Annotated in this window: 14 protein-coding genes; 10 read left to right on the top strand and 4 right to left on the bottom strand. The window is 61.3% G+C overall.

Annotated features, from left to right (window positions below; all coding sequences use genetic code 11):
• Positions 1–264: 264 nt before the first annotated feature.
• Entirely contained in the window at positions 265–1,659 is a 1,395-nt protein-coding gene (argH, locus tag KGB07_RS08860) for an argininosuccinate lyase (RefSeq protein ID WP_223465224.1), read from the top strand.
• A 123-nt stretch (positions 1,660–1,782) separates the two neighbouring features.
• On the opposite strand, the gene KGB07_RS08855 is transcribed toward argH, so the two are convergent.
• Positions 1,783–2,442, bottom strand: a complete 660-nt coding sequence (locus KGB07_RS08855; RefSeq protein ID WP_223465222.1) for a glutathione S-transferase family protein — start codon at positions 2,440–2,442, stop codon at positions 1,783–1,785.
• A 124-nt stretch (positions 2,443–2,566) separates the two neighbouring features.
• On the opposite strand from KGB07_RS08855, the gene KGB07_RS08850 reads away from it, so the two are divergent.
• From KGB07_RS08850 to KGB07_RS08840, 3 genes are all read left to right on the top strand, one after another.
• On the top strand, positions 2,567–2,851 hold the full coding sequence (locus KGB07_RS08850) for a hypothetical protein (RefSeq protein WP_046039010.1): 285 nt from the start codon (positions 2,567–2,569) through the stop codon (positions 2,849–2,851).
• Positions 2,852–3,102: 251 nt separating this feature from the next.
• Positions 3,103–3,348: a TIGR02647 family protein gene (locus KGB07_RS08845; protein ID WP_046039009.1), complete on the top strand. Its 246-nt coding sequence runs from the start codon at positions 3,103–3,105 to the stop codon at positions 3,346–3,348.
• Between the two features lie 194 nt (positions 3,349–3,542).
• On the top strand, positions 3,543–6,386 hold the full coding sequence (locus KGB07_RS08840) for a class I adenylate cyclase (protein WP_046039008.1): 2,844 nt from the start codon (positions 3,543–3,545) through the stop codon (positions 6,384–6,386).
• Between the two features lie 6 nt (positions 6,387–6,392).
• Here KGB07_RS08840 and rnk read toward each other — a convergent pair whose 3' ends face one another.
• From rnk to cyaY, 3 genes are all read right to left on the bottom strand, one after another.
• Positions 6,393–6,803 carry a nucleoside diphosphate kinase regulator gene (rnk, locus tag KGB07_RS08835; protein ID WP_046039007.1) on the bottom strand — a complete coding sequence of 137 codons (411 nt, stop codon included), beginning with the start codon at positions 6,801–6,803 and terminating at the stop codon, positions 6,393–6,395.
• A 256-nt stretch (positions 6,804–7,059) separates the two neighbouring features.
• A complete protein-coding gene (locus KGB07_RS08830) occupies positions 7,060–7,278 on the bottom strand; it encodes a DUF1289 domain-containing protein (RefSeq protein ID WP_080925278.1) in 219 nt (72 codons plus the stop codon).
• Between the two features lie 4 nt (positions 7,279–7,282).
• Entirely contained in the window at positions 7,283–7,615 is a 333-nt protein-coding gene (cyaY, locus tag KGB07_RS08825; protein WP_008050853.1) for an iron donor protein CyaY, read from the bottom strand.
• A gap of 296 nt (positions 7,616–7,911) precedes the next feature.
• On the opposite strand from cyaY, the gene lptM reads away from it, so the two are divergent.
• The 6 genes from lptM to KGB07_RS08795 are packed head-to-tail and all read left to right on the top strand — an operon-like array spanning position 7,912 to position 12,528.
• Entirely contained in the window at positions 7,912–8,088 is a 177-nt protein-coding gene (gene lptM / locus KGB07_RS08820) for an LPS translocon maturation chaperone LptM (protein WP_007980804.1), read from the top strand.
• A 12-nt stretch (positions 8,089–8,100) separates the two neighbouring features.
• Complete coding sequence (gene lysA / locus KGB07_RS08815; protein WP_223465221.1) at positions 8,101–9,348, top strand: diaminopimelate decarboxylase; 1,248 nt, start codon at positions 8,101–8,103, stop codon at positions 9,346–9,348.
• Positions 9,349–9,352: 4 nt separating this feature from the next.
• Positions 9,353–10,183: a diaminopimelate epimerase gene (dapF, locus tag KGB07_RS08810; RefSeq protein ID WP_046039004.1), complete on the top strand. Its 831-nt coding sequence runs from the start codon at positions 9,353–9,355 to the stop codon at positions 10,181–10,183.
• A gap of 13 nt (positions 10,184–10,196) precedes the next feature.
• Positions 10,197–10,922, top strand: a complete 726-nt coding sequence (locus tag KGB07_RS08805) for a DUF484 family protein (RefSeq protein WP_046039002.1) — start codon at positions 10,197–10,199, stop codon at positions 10,920–10,922.
• Positions 10,923–10,924: 2 nt separating this feature from the next.
• Positions 10,925–11,824, top strand: coding sequence for a tyrosine recombinase XerC (gene xerC / locus KGB07_RS08800; RefSeq protein ID WP_046039000.1), 900 nt, complete (start codon positions 10,925–10,927; stop codon positions 11,822–11,824).
• A complete protein-coding gene (locus KGB07_RS08795; RefSeq protein WP_046038999.1) occupies positions 11,821–12,528 on the top strand; it encodes an HAD family hydrolase in 708 nt (235 codons plus the stop codon). Before xerC ends, KGB07_RS08795 begins: the two co-directional genes overlap by 4 nt.
• The last annotated feature ends 73 nt before the right edge of the window (positions 12,529–12,601 follow it).

Raw genomic sequence — 12,601 nt, 5'->3', positions numbered from 1 at the left:
CAATATGAACACCCCACTCTTCTTATAGTCAGCGGCTGCACCGAGAAGTGCGCTGATCCTACTGTCCAACTGTAGACGGTTGCCGGGACGATATAGCTCAATTGGAAAATATCGTTCCGCAAAAATGCGCGAGTCTTGCCCGGGCCCGGGCTCTCTCCCCCCAAAAAAACGTATCGACCAGTGTCAGCGACAGGATTGGCAACCCTGTTATTATCCGCGCCAGCGTTCCACGCCTTCTTACTTCAAGCCGATACGAGCGAATTCATGAGCACTGACAAGACCAATCAGTCCTGGGGCGGCCGCTTCAGTGAACCCGTCGACGCCTTCGTCGCCCGCTTCACCGCCTCCGTCACCTTCGACCAGCGCCTGTATCGCCACGACATCATGGGCTCGATCGCCCACGCTACCATGCTGGCCAAGGTCGGCGTGCTGACCGATGCCGAGCGCGACAGCATCATCGATGGCCTGAACACCATCCAGGGCGAAATCGAGGCCGGTCAGTTCGACTGGCGCATCGACCTCGAAGACGTCCATATGAACATCGAGGCACGGCTGACCGACCGCATCGGCGTGACCGGTAAAAAACTGCACACCGGCCGCAGCCGTAACGATCAGGTCGCCACCGACATCCGACTGTGGCTGCGTGACGAGATCGACCTGATCCTGGCCGAAATCACCCGCCTGCAAAAAGGTCTGCTGGAGCAGGCCGAGCGCGAAGCCGCCAGCATCATGCCGGGGTTCACCCACCTGCAGACCGCACAGCCGGTGACGTTCGGGCACCACATGCTGGCCTGGTTCGAAATGCTCAGCCGCGACTACGAACGCCTGGTCGACTGCCGCAAGCGCACCAACCGCATGCCACTGGGCAGCGCGGCGCTGGCCGGCACCACCTACCCGATCGATCGCGAATACACCGCCCAACTCCTGGGTTTCGACGCGGTTGGCGGCAATTCGCTGGACAACGTCTCCGATCGTGACTTCGCCATCGAATTCTGCTCGGCGGCCAGCATCGCGATGATGCACCTCTCGCGCTTCTCCGAAGAGCTGGTGCTGTGGACCAGCGCGCAGTTCCAGTTCATCGATCTGCCCGACCGTTTCTGCACCGGCAGCTCGATCATGCCGCAAAAGAAAAACCCGGACGTGCCAGAGCTCGTGCGTGGCAAGACCGGTCGCGTGTTCGGCGCGCTGATGGGCCTGCTGACCCTGATGAAAGGCCAGCCCCTGGCCTACAACAAGGACAACCAGGAAGACAAGGAACCGCTGTTCGACGCCGCCGACACCCTGCGCGACTCGCTGCGCGCATTTGCCGACATGGTGCCGGCGATCAAGCCCAAGCACGCGATGATGCGCGAAGCGGCCCTGCGCGGTTTCTCCACCGCCACCGACCTGGCGGACTACCTGGTGCGTCGCGGCCTGCCATTCCGTGATTGCCACGAAATCGTCGGCCATGCCGTGAAGTACGGCGTGGACAGCAGCAAGGACCTGGCGGAAATGAGCCTGGAAGAACTGCGCAAGTTCAGCGATCAGATCGACCAGGACGTGTTCGCCGTGCTGACCCTGGAAGGCTCGGTCAATGCCCGTAACCACATCGGCGGCACCGCGCCGGCGCAGGTGAAGGCTGCCGTGGCTCGCGGCCAGGCGTTGCTCGCCAGCCGCTAAATCGCCAAAAACTTAGCGAGCAAGCCCGCTCCCACATTGATCGTCACACACAAAACCGGTGTCTGACGCATACCTCGTGGGAGCGAGCTTGCTCGCGAATGCGATCTTCAGAGCGCAACAGAATTACTTCTTGGCAGCAATCATCGCCATGAACGCCGGCATCGCGGCCTCCCGGTCCGCCGCCACACGCTGCACATTCGGATTCCCCCCCAAATACTCCAGCAGCGCCTTGGCCTTCGGCATCTCGGCCAACAGATCGATGCCAAACAACTTCTTGGCGACCCCACACGCCAGCGGCACGCTGAACAGGAAATACAGATCCGCCACGCTCAAGCTGTCGCCAGCCACGTAAGGGCTGAATTTGGTGTGCCGGCCCAGCGCCGCCATCCCCAGCAACAATTCGGCTTTGGTTTTTTCCTTGATCGCATCCGGCAGGGTCATGCCGAAAAAGGCTTCGGGATAGCAGGCCCGGCCTGGCAATTCGATGTACAGCTCGATTTCCCTGGCCAGTGCCAGCACCTGCGCGCGCTCGAACGGATCGCTCGGCAGCAGCGGCGGGCCTTTCTGGCTCTGCTCGATGTATTCGAGGATCACGCTGGTTTCATTGATGAAGCCCTGCTCTACCTGCAGCACCGGGACCTTTCCGCGAGGGCTGATGGCTAGCGCCTCGGGGCTGGTGCCCGCGTAAAACGGTACTTCTTCGAAGGGCAGGCCTTTTTCCAGCAGCGCCAGTTTGACCATGTTGTAGTAGTTACTGACGGAGAATCCATAAAGCTTGATCATCACAAAGCCTCCAGGCCATGCGGGGTGGGCAGTGCCTTTTTATAGAACGCTGCCGGGATTCTTGCCAGCAGCATCACGCGACTGAATGCGGGTAAACTGGCCGCCTTTCCCTGAGGAGCCTGCCATGAGCGAGCCAACCGATATCGACAACGACGAAGAAGAGTTCGCCGAAAGCACCCTGATCCAGGCCATCGAAAACCAGATCGAAAGCGACAACCCGCCGGCTGCCAAAGCGACGTTCAACAAGCTGACGCTGGTGGGTTATGAGCGCGAAGAAATTCTTAACCTGATGGCTCACGTTTTGGCGGTAGAAATCGACGCGATCCTCGAAGAAGACCGCGCGTTCAACACCGAATGGTACGAAGCTGCCCTGCGCGCATTGCCCGAGCTGCCGCCGGAAAAGCAGTAAGCACCGACACCGATTCCTGTGGCGAGGGAGCAAGCTCTCTCGCCACAAAATGCTGCTCCCACACATTTTGTTGCCAATCCCGCCTGCCGTCTCCCGGCATCTGACTACACTGGAACCACCCCGCTGCCCCACCATCCACCGGGGGAAGGCCACCCGAGGAAAAAAACCCTGTCGCGAGCACTGGACATGCCGGACAAGCGGGTTCACCTTAGGGGCGCTGTCGTCCAATTCCTAGAAAGTCTGGAGTCCTTATGTCGCTTACCCCTGAGTTGGTTGCCGAACTGGAAGTCCTCGCACTCTTCAACCTGGACAGTTCCCAGGAAGGTTTGAAAATTCATCAGACCGCTGCCCCGAAACACATTGCCGCCGCCAAACGCCTCTTTGAAAAAGAACTGACCAACCAGCCTGATGGCGGTTACCTGACCAGTCTGGGTCGTGACGCCGCGCAAAATGTGCAATCCGTGCTGACCATTCTTAACGCCGAAGTAACAGCCTGAATTCTGCCGTATCGCCCACGGAGACCCCGATCCAGGGATTTCCGCGGGCACATTCCCCTGATTTCTGTCTCCAGCCGTTAGAAATCTGACGCCAGAAAAATAAAATCAGCTTAAAAGTCCTCGCCTCAAGGCGCTAAACTGCCACTCATCCGAAGAGCCCCACGTCCGAGCCCTGCGAGCCGGTTTGAGCTGACATGACGCGCACCCATGAAATCCGCCCTGATCTGGACGAGGGAATCGACCGCAAGGTTCTCAGCCAGCTGCGCGCACGCTTTCTGAAACTCAACGAAGGACGCATGGCTCGCGCCATGGAAGGGTTGTCGACGCGCCAGCAAGGGGTCCTGACCTTGCTGCCGCTGTTTTTCCACGTTAACCATCCGCTGTTGCCCGGCTACGTTTCCGGCAGTACGCCGGCCGGACTGTCGAATTTCGAACCGGATGCCAATGTCCTCGCTGAAGCCCAGCGCCTGACCCGCTCGTTTTCCTACAAGCCGCGCCACGGCAGCAACCCGCCAAGGCCGATTCACGGACTGTTCCTGATGGGCAGCCTCGGCACCCTGGCGCAGGCTGACCAGAGCGACATGGATGTGTGGGTCTGTCATGGACCGGACCTGACTGAAAACGAACTCGCCGAGCTGCGCAAGAAATGCCAGTTGCTGGAAGCCTGGGCCGCCAGCCAGGGCGCCGAAGCGCATTTTTTCCTGATCGACCCGAGCCGTTTCGTCCGCGGCGAGCGCGATACCCAGCTGAGTTCGGAAGATTGCGGCACCACCCAGCACTACCTGTTGCTGGACGAGTTTTACCGCACCGCAATCTGGCTCGCCGGGCGCACACCGATCTGGTGGCTGGTGCCGGTCTACGAGGAGTCGAGCTACGACCGCTACACCCATACCTTGATCTCCAAACGCTTCATCCGTGCCGATGAAACCCTCGACCTCGGTAACCTGGCCTACATCCCGCCCGGCGAATTTATCGGTGCCGGGCTCTGGCAGTTGTTCAAGGGCATCGAGTCGCCCTACAAATCGGTACTCAAGTTGCTGCTGACGGAGGTTTACGCCAGTGAGCACCCCAGGGTCCATTGCCTGAGCCTGCGCTTCAAGCAAGCGGTGTTCGCCAACCGGCTCGACCTCGACGAACTGGATCCGTACGTCGTGGTGTACCGGCGCATCGAGGAATACCTGATTGCCCGCAACGAACCGGAACGCCTGGAACTGGTGCGTCGCGCGCTGTACCTGAAGGTCAATCGCAAACTCACTGGCAACAGCCGCACCCAGAGCTGGCAGCGCTCTTTGCTCGAACGCCTGGCCCATGAATGGCACTGGGACCAGCGCCAGCTGAGCCTGCTCGACAGCCGCAGCCAGTGGAAAGTCCGCCAAGTCAGCTCCGAGCGGCGGGCACTGGTCAACGAGCTGAACTACAGCTACCGCTTTCTCACCCAGTTTGCCCGTCACGAACAAACGGTCAGCCGCATCAACAAGCGCGACCTGAGTGTCCTCGGCCGTCGCCTGTACGCCGCTTTCGAGCGCAAGGCCGGCAAAGTCGAATTCATCAACCCCGGCATCGCCCCGGACCTGGCTGAAGACACCCTGACGCTGGTGCACGCCCCGAACAAGAAGGAACCTGGGCAAAGCCAGTGGGGCTTGTACAACGGCAGTCTTACGGCATTGGAGTGGGACCATTTCGCGCCGATCAAACGCAGCCGTCACTTGCTCGAGCTGCTGACCTGGTGCCACCGCAATGGCGTGATCGACAGCAGTACCCGCCTGGCCTTGCACCCCGGCACCAGCGACTTGAGCGAATTCGAACTGTTCAACCTGCTCGGCAGCCTGCAACAGACCATCGCCCTGCCCTTGCCCACCGTCGCCGAGGAACCTCTGTTGCGCGCCAGCGTGCCGAGTGAAGTGCTGATCCTGGTGAATGTCGGCATCGATCCGCTCAAGCACCATCGCGACCTGAACATCCTCATGACCACCGAACGCACCGACTCCCTGAGCTACGCCGGTGTCCGGGAAAATCTGGTGCTGACCCTGGACCAGGTCACGCTCAATAGCTGGAACGAAGTGCTGGTCGGTCGCTACGACGGCCCCCACGCCCTGCTCGACTGCATCCGCGACTACCTCAACAACCTGCCGGCCGGGCCACAACAGCCGAAGCTGAGGGTGCGTTGCTTCTGCCATAACCGCGCGCAATTCATTGCCCAACGGGTGGAGGAAATCCTCGATACCGCGCAGAACCTGCTGCTGAGCCGGCTCAATCATCGCTACCTTATCCAGGTCCAGCAGGACTACCACGTGCTGGAGTTGGTGCCGGGCCGGGTCCAGCACATCGCGCTGGCCACTCTGCCGGCGCTGATCAATTACCTGGGTGAAGAAATGGCGAGCTACAGCCCGCTTCACCTGGACCCAAAGGCATTGGAAGAGCACGACCTCTCGCTGTTCCTGCCAACGGGCCAGCCGGACTGCATTCAAGTGTTCTACCGGGTTATCGAAGATCAGGCTGATCTGTACGTGCTCGATGAGTTCAATGCCCTGTGGCAGCAACGCCTGCCCTGGCATGACGAGCAAAGCTTGCTGGTGCCGCTGCAGCGTTTCCTGCAATCGATCCAGTACCGCCGCGATGCCCTGCTGCCAATGGAGGCGGCCCACCCCATGAACCTCGACACCCTGTATTGCCAGTTGTTGCCGTCAGGCCCTGGCCGGGCGCGCCGCATCGAAGCCCGGCCGGCACCGCAGACGCCGGTGAACAAGCCGTTCTACGACGTGCAGGCGATCGTCGGCAAAGCCGCACCGGGTCAGGTGCAGGTGACCTTGTATTGCAATCAACGGGAGTTTTCCGAGCTGGAACATGGCGACCAGTTGTTCCGCGTGGTCGCCCGGGAAATCGTCGGGCAGCGCCGGGAAACCGAACGCTACCGCTGCTACATCACCGACCTCGACCTGTCGGGCCTGCTGGGCGAAGGGCAGAGTTCCACCCATCTGTACCTTCGCTACAAAGCCGACCTGGAGCACGCATTGAACGAGGCGCTTGATCAGGTCTGAGGGGTGTCACTCCGGGAACGCGCCGCCATTGGCCGGCTGCGACTCGACTTCCAGTAGCGTCAGCTTCAGGATCTTGCCGCCCGGAGCCGGCCAATCGATGTGCTGGCCAACCTTCAGGCCGAGCAGAGCGCTGCCCACCGGCGCCAGGATCGAGACCTTGCCTTCGTCGGCGTTCGCATCCTTGGGGTACACCAGGGTCAGGTGATAGTCCTTGCCACTGCCTTCTTCGCGGCAATGCACACGGGAATTCATGGTCACGACATCCGCCGGCACTTCATCGTGGCCGACCAGGGTATCGGCGCGATCCAGTTCGGTTTGCAGCGCAATAACGCCCGGCAGCGTGTCGTCCAGGCTGTCGATCAGACGCTCCAGACGCTGGACGTCCAGACGGGTAAGGGTGATGGAAGGTGCGGTCATGATCTGGGCAGACTCCTTTCTTCTGCACGAAAAAAGCAAAACCCCGCCAGAAAAAGGCGGGGTTTTCATAAGCCTCGATGGGTTGAGGCGTTTCCGGACACTATCACAGCTCAAAAAATATACAAGTCACGCCATTTGAGGTCGCTTTACCTCTGTGGCGAGGGAGCTTGCTCCCGCTGGGGTGCGAAGCGCCCCTAAAAAAGCATGCGGCTGCTCCGCAACCGAGCGGGAGCAAGCTCCCTCGCCACAAAAGCCCTTATGCCAAGGATTTGCGGTGGGCAGCCTCGGCGCAAATCACCCGCCGACGCTGATCATCTGCCGAACGCCACTCACGAATATCTTCGACGTGACGAAAGCAGCCCAGGCAGACTTTCTGCTCATCCAGCCGGCACACACCGCTGCAGGGCGATGGCACCGCCGGGCTGACGTTGCTGTAGAGCGGCTTGGGCGCACGGACAGGCGCAGGCTGGGTCACGATCTCACAGGCCTTCGAAATCGAGCTCGACACCGGCCTGCTGCTGGACGATACGCTCAAGCATTTCACCCAGCTGTTCTTCGCTCTTGTCGCACATCCAGCGCTCGCTTTCTTCGTCGTAGTCGAAGTGAAAACCACCGGAAACCGCCGCCAGCCAAAGCTGACGCAGCGGCTCCTGGCGACTGAAGATCAACTGGCTGCCGTTCTCGAACTTGACGGTCAGCACACCGGCCGAGCTCTCGAGGTCGATATCCAGGTCGCTCTCGTCAAAGATGTCCTCCAGGGTTTGCTGGGTGGCATCGACAAGGTCATGGAAACGCGCTTCGGACAAACTCATTACGGCAACCTCAAAAAGTGTCTGATCAGGCTCAAGCGCCGCAAGATACGACCGAGCCCCGTCGATTGCAAAGGATAACGCCCAGTTGCCTACCTGTGGGAGCGAGCTTGCTCGCGATGGCGGCCTCACATTCAACATCAATGCGTCTGTTATGGCCTCATCGCGGGCAAGCCCGCTCCCACAGGGTTCGATGTGCTTGCGGCCAAGCCCCGCCGGACGGGCGGTCCGTTGCATAGGCAAGCTGCCGGGTGGCCGGTATACTCCGGCGCAATTAATGCATTTTCAAGGATTTCGCCATGAAGCGCCTGATCTCTTCCCTTGCTGCGCTCCTCGCGGTTGCCTGTCTTGTGTCGGCCTGCGGTCAAAAAGGCCCGCTGTACCTGCCCGATGAAGACCAGGACCCTGTCGAGCAAGCCAAGTCGTCGCAGCAGCAGCCTGCTTCCAAAGCACACAAGCACGACGTCTACCAATAATAAGGGAACCTCATGGACGCTTTTAACTACCGTGACGGTGAACTGTTCGCGGAAGGTGTTGCCCTGTCTGCCATCGCCGAGCGCTTTGGTACACCGACCTACGTTTACTCGCGCGCGCACATCGAAGCCCAATACCTGGCTTACGCCGATGCACTGGCCGGCATGCCGCACCTGGTGTGCTTTGCTGTAAAGGCCAACTCCAACCTGGGCGTACTGAATGTCCTGGCGCGTCTGGGCGCCGGTTTCGACATCGTCTCCCGTGGTGAGCTGGAACGTGTACTGGCCGCTGGCGGCAGCGCCGACAAGATCGTGTTCTCCGGTGTCGGCAAGACCCGTGACGACATGCGTCGCGCCCTGGAAGTCGGCGTGCACTGCTTCAACGTCGAATCCACCGACGAGCTGGAACGCCTGCAGGTGGTCGCCGCCGAACTGGGCGTTCGCGCGCCGATTTCGCTGCGCGTGAACCCGGACGTCGATGCCGGCACCCACCCGTACATTTCCACCGGTCTCAAAGAGAACAAGTTCGGCATCGCCATTGCCGATGCCGAAGACGTGTACGTGCGTGCCGCGCAGCTGCCAAACCTGGAAGTGGTCGGCGTCGATTGCCACATCGGCTCACAACTGACCACCCTGCCGCCATTCATCGACGCCCTCGACCGCCTGCTGGGCCTGGTCGACCGCCTGAGCGATTGCGGCATCTACCTGCGTCACATCGATCTCGGTGGTGGCCTGGGCGTGCGTTATCGCGATGAAGAGCCTCCACTGGCTGCCGACTACATCAAAGCCGTGCGCGAGCGTCTCGACGGTCGCGACCTGGCGCTGGTGTTCGAGCCGGGCCGCTTCATCGTGGCCAACGCCGGTGTACTGCTGACCCAGGTCGAGTACCTCAAGCACACCGAACACAAAGACTTCGCCATCGTCGATGCGGCCATGAACGACCTGATCCGCCCGGCGCTGTATCAGGCCTGGATGGACGTCACGGCCGTGCGTCCGCGCACCTCAGCTGCCCGCGCCTACGACATCGTCGGCCCGATCTGCGAGACCGGCGACTTCCTGGCCAAGGATCGTCAGCTGGCGCTGGAAGAAGGCGACCTGCTGGCCGTGCATTCGGCCGGTGCCTACGGGTTTGTCATGAGCTCCAACTACAACACCCGCGGCCGTACCGCGGAAGTGTTGGTGGACGGTGATCAGGCATTTGAAGTGCGTCGCCGTGAAACGGTAGCCGAGTTGTTTGCTGGCGAAAGCCTGCTGCCGGAGTAAAACCATGCTGCTGCGTTTTACCAAGATGCACGGACTGGGCAATGATTTCATGGTCCTCGACCTGGTCAGCCAGCACGCGCACATTCTGCCCAAGCACGCCAAGCAATGGGGCGACCGGCACACCGGCATCGGTTTCGACCAGTTGCTGATCGTCGAGGCGCCGAGCAACCCGGACGTGGACTTCCGCTATCGGATCTTCAACTCCGACGGTTCCGAAGTGGAACAGTGCGGCAACGGTGCGCGCTGCTTCGCCCGCTTCGTGCTCGACAAGCGCCTGACCGCAAAACGGCTGATTCGCGTCGAGACCAAAAGCGGCGTCATCGAGCTCGACGTGCGTAACGACGGCCAGATCAGCGTCAACATGGGCGCCCCGCGCCTGGTGCCGGCGGATATTCCGTTCCAGGCACCGGAGCAGGCCAAGAGTTATCAGGTCGACGTCGACGGCACCCCGGTCGATCTGGCCGCCGTGTCCATGGGCAACCCCCATGCCGTGCTGCGGGTCAGCGATATCAACAACGCGCCGGTGCATGAACTGGGGCCGAAAATCGAACATCACCCGCGCTTCCCGGCACGGGTCAATGTCGGTTTTCTCCAGGTCATCGACCGGAGCCGCGCGCAGTTGCGCGTCTGGGAGCGTGGAGCCGGGGAAACCCAGGCTTGCGGAACCGGCGCCTGTGCCGCCGCAGTGGCCGCGATCAGCCAGGGGTGGATGGATTCGCCGCTATTGATCGACCTGCCTGGCGGGCGCTTGTCCATCGAATGGGCAGGCCCTGGCCAACCGGTGATGATGACCGGCCCGGCAGTGCGCGTATATGAAGGACAAGTGCGTCTTTGAGTGAGCGAAATCCATGACCGACAAGCCTCAGGTACCCGCACGACAAGCTGACGAATCACCGGCCGAAAGCCTGGAGGCGGCGGCTGTAGCCGCGTACCTGGAGGCTCATCCGGACTTCTTCGTCGAGCACGAAGAACTGCTCCCGTCCCTGCGTATTCCCCATCGACGCGGCGATACCGTGTCGCTGGTGGAGCGTCAGATGACCATCCTGCGCGACCGCAACATTGAACTGCGTCATCGCCTGTCGCATTTGATGGACGTGGCCCGGGACAACGACCGGCTGTTCGAAAAGACCCGTCGCCTGATCCTCGCGCTGATGGATGCCGCCAGCCTGGAAGACGTGGTGATGTGCGTCGAAGACAGCCTGCGCCAGGAATTCCAGGTGCCCTTCGTCAGTCTCATTCTGCTCGGCGACAACGCCATGCCGGTGGGCCGCTGGGTCACCCACGCCGAAGCACAAGTGGCCATCGGCGGTTTGCTCTCGGAAGACAAAAGCGTCAGCGGCAGCCTGCGCGAGCATGAACTGGACTTCCTGTTCGGCGAAGAGCAGCGCAAGCAGATCGGCTCCACCGCCGTCGTCGCCATCAGCCACCAGGGCATCCACGGCATCCTGGCCATCGCCAGCCGTGATCCGCAGCACTACAAAAGCTCGGTGGGCACCTTGTTCCTGAGCTACATCGCTGAAGTCATGGGTCGCGTGCTGCCACGGGTCAACAACTCCCTGCGCTCGGTACGCTGAACATGGAACGACAACTGGACGCTTACTGCGAACACCTGCGCAGTGAGCGGCAGGTGTCGCCGCACACGCTGTCGGCCTACCGCCGCGACCTCGATAAAGTGCTGGGCTGGTGCGTCAAACAGAACATCGGCAGCTGGACGGCGCTGGACATCCAGCGCTTGCGCAGTCTGGTTGCCCGTCTGCATGCCCAGGGTCAATCGTCCCGCAGCCTGGCGAGATTGCTGTCGGCCGTTCGCGGGCTCTATCACTACCTGAACCGCGAAGGCCTGTGCGACCACGATCCTGCCAATGGCCTCGCGCCGCCCAAAGGCGAACGCCGTCTGCCGAAAACCCTCGATACCGACCGCGCCCTGCAACTGCTTGAAGGCGGGGTCGAAGATGATTTTCTCGCTCGACGGGACCAGGCGATTCTCGAGCTGTTCTATTCCTCCGGGCTGCGGCTATCGGAGCTGACGGGGCTCAATCTCGATCAATTGGACCTGGCCGACGGCATGGTCCAGGTGCTCGGTAAAGGCAGCAAGACCCGCCTGCTACCGGTAGGCAAGAAGGCCCGCGAAGCGCTGGAGCAGTGGCTGCCATTGCGGGCCATGGCCAACCCGGCGGACGATGCGGTGTTTGTCAGCCAGCAAGGCCGCCGCCTCGGCCCCCGGGCGATCCAGGTGCGGGTCAAGGCTGCCGGCGAGCGCGAACTGGGGCAGAACCTGCATCCGCACATGTTGCGGCACTCCTTCGCCAGCCATTTGCTGGAATCCTCCCAGGACCTGCGCGCAGTGCAGGAACTGCTCGGCCACTCGGACATCAAGACCACGCAGATCTACACCCACCTGGACTTCCAGCACCTGGCCACGGTCTACGACAGCACCCACCCACGGGCCAAACGCATTAAGGGCGACGATTCATGAGCATTCAGTTGATCACCTTCGACCTCGACGACACCTTGTGGGACACCGCCCCCGTCATCGTCAGCGCCGAAGCCGTTTTGCGTGAATGGCTGACCGAGCACGCGCCCAATCTTGGGGCGGTGCCGGTGGAGCATCTGTGGGCTATTCGCGAGCGCGTATTGAGCAACGAGCCTGGCCTCAAGCACCGCATCAGCGCCCTGCGTCGACGGGTGCTGTTCCATGCACTGGAAGAGTCCGGTTATGGGCATGACGAGGCCTCGGACCTCGCGGACAAGAGCTTTGAAGTGTTTCTGCATGCTCGGCATCAGATCGAAGTGTTTCCAGAGGTTGAACCGACCCTGGAAATCCTCGCCAACCATTACGCCCTCGGCGTGGTCACCAATGGCAACGCCGATGTGCGTCGGTTGGGCCTGGCGGATTACTTCAAGTTTGCGCTGTGCGCCGAAGACATAGGCATCGCCAAACCCGACGCGAGATTGTTCCAGGAAGCCTTGCAGCGCGGTGGCGTGACCGCTGAATCGGCGGTGCACATTGGCGATCATCCAGGCGATGACATTGCCGGTGCGCAGCAGGCGGGAATGCGGGCAATTTGGTTCAATCCGGCGGGCAAGGTCTGGGAAGCCGAACGACTGCCGGATGCGGAGATTCGCAGCCTGACCGATTTGCCGGCGTTGCTGGCGAGTTGGAACAAGGCCTCGGCCTGACACAGAACCTGTGTGCGAGCCTGCTCACGATGAGGGCTTAACATTCAAAATAAATGTTGCCTGACACTCCGCC

This window comes from Pseudomonas sp. GL-RE-26 (genome assembly GCF_019956275.1).
Classification (GTDB): Bacteria; Pseudomonadota; Gammaproteobacteria; order Pseudomonadales; family Pseudomonadaceae; genus Aquipseudomonas; species Aquipseudomonas grandcourensis.
Note: the sequence above shows the minus strand (reverse complement) of the source record. Positions and strands in the feature narration are given on the sequence as shown.

Excerpts from the sequence above, each read along its gene's own strand:
- argH (WP_223465224.1), top strand. The coding sequence starts at position 265 with ATGAGCACTGACAAGACCAATCAGTCCTGGGGCGGCCGCTTCAGTGAA.
- KGB07_RS08855 (WP_223465222.1), bottom strand. The coding sequence starts at position 2,442 with ATGATCAAGCTTTATGGATTCTCCGTCAGTAACTACTACAACATGGTC.
- KGB07_RS08850 (WP_046039010.1), top strand. The coding sequence starts at position 2,567 with ATGAGCGAGCCAACCGATATCGACAACGACGAAGAAGAGTTCGCCGAA.
- KGB07_RS08845 (WP_046039009.1), top strand. The coding sequence starts at position 3,103 with ATGTCGCTTACCCCTGAGTTGGTTGCCGAACTGGAAGTCCTCGCACTC.
- KGB07_RS08840 (WP_046039008.1), top strand. The coding sequence starts at position 3,543 with ATGACGCGCACCCATGAAATCCGCCCTGATCTGGACGAGGGAATCGAC.
- rnk (WP_046039007.1), bottom strand. The coding sequence starts at position 6,803 with ATGACCGCACCTTCCATCACCCTTACCCGTCTGGACGTCCAGCGTCTG.
- cyaY (WP_008050853.1), bottom strand. The coding sequence starts at position 7,615 with ATGAGTTTGTCCGAAGCGCGTTTCCATGACCTTGTCGATGCCACCCAG.
- lptM (WP_007980804.1), top strand. The coding sequence starts at position 7,912 with ATGAAGCGCCTGATCTCTTCCCTTGCTGCGCTCCTCGCGGTTGCCTGT.
- lysA (WP_223465221.1), top strand. The coding sequence starts at position 8,101 with ATGGACGCTTTTAACTACCGTGACGGTGAACTGTTCGCGGAAGGTGTT.
- dapF (WP_046039004.1), top strand. The coding sequence starts at position 9,353 with ATGCTGCTGCGTTTTACCAAGATGCACGGACTGGGCAATGATTTCATG.
- KGB07_RS08805 (WP_046039002.1), top strand. The coding sequence starts at position 10,197 with ATGACCGACAAGCCTCAGGTACCCGCACGACAAGCTGACGAATCACCG.
- xerC (WP_046039000.1), top strand. The coding sequence starts at position 10,925 with ATGGAACGACAACTGGACGCTTACTGCGAACACCTGCGCAGTGAGCGG.
- KGB07_RS08795 (WP_046038999.1), top strand. The coding sequence starts at position 11,821 with ATGAGCATTCAGTTGATCACCTTCGACCTCGACGACACCTTGTGGGAC.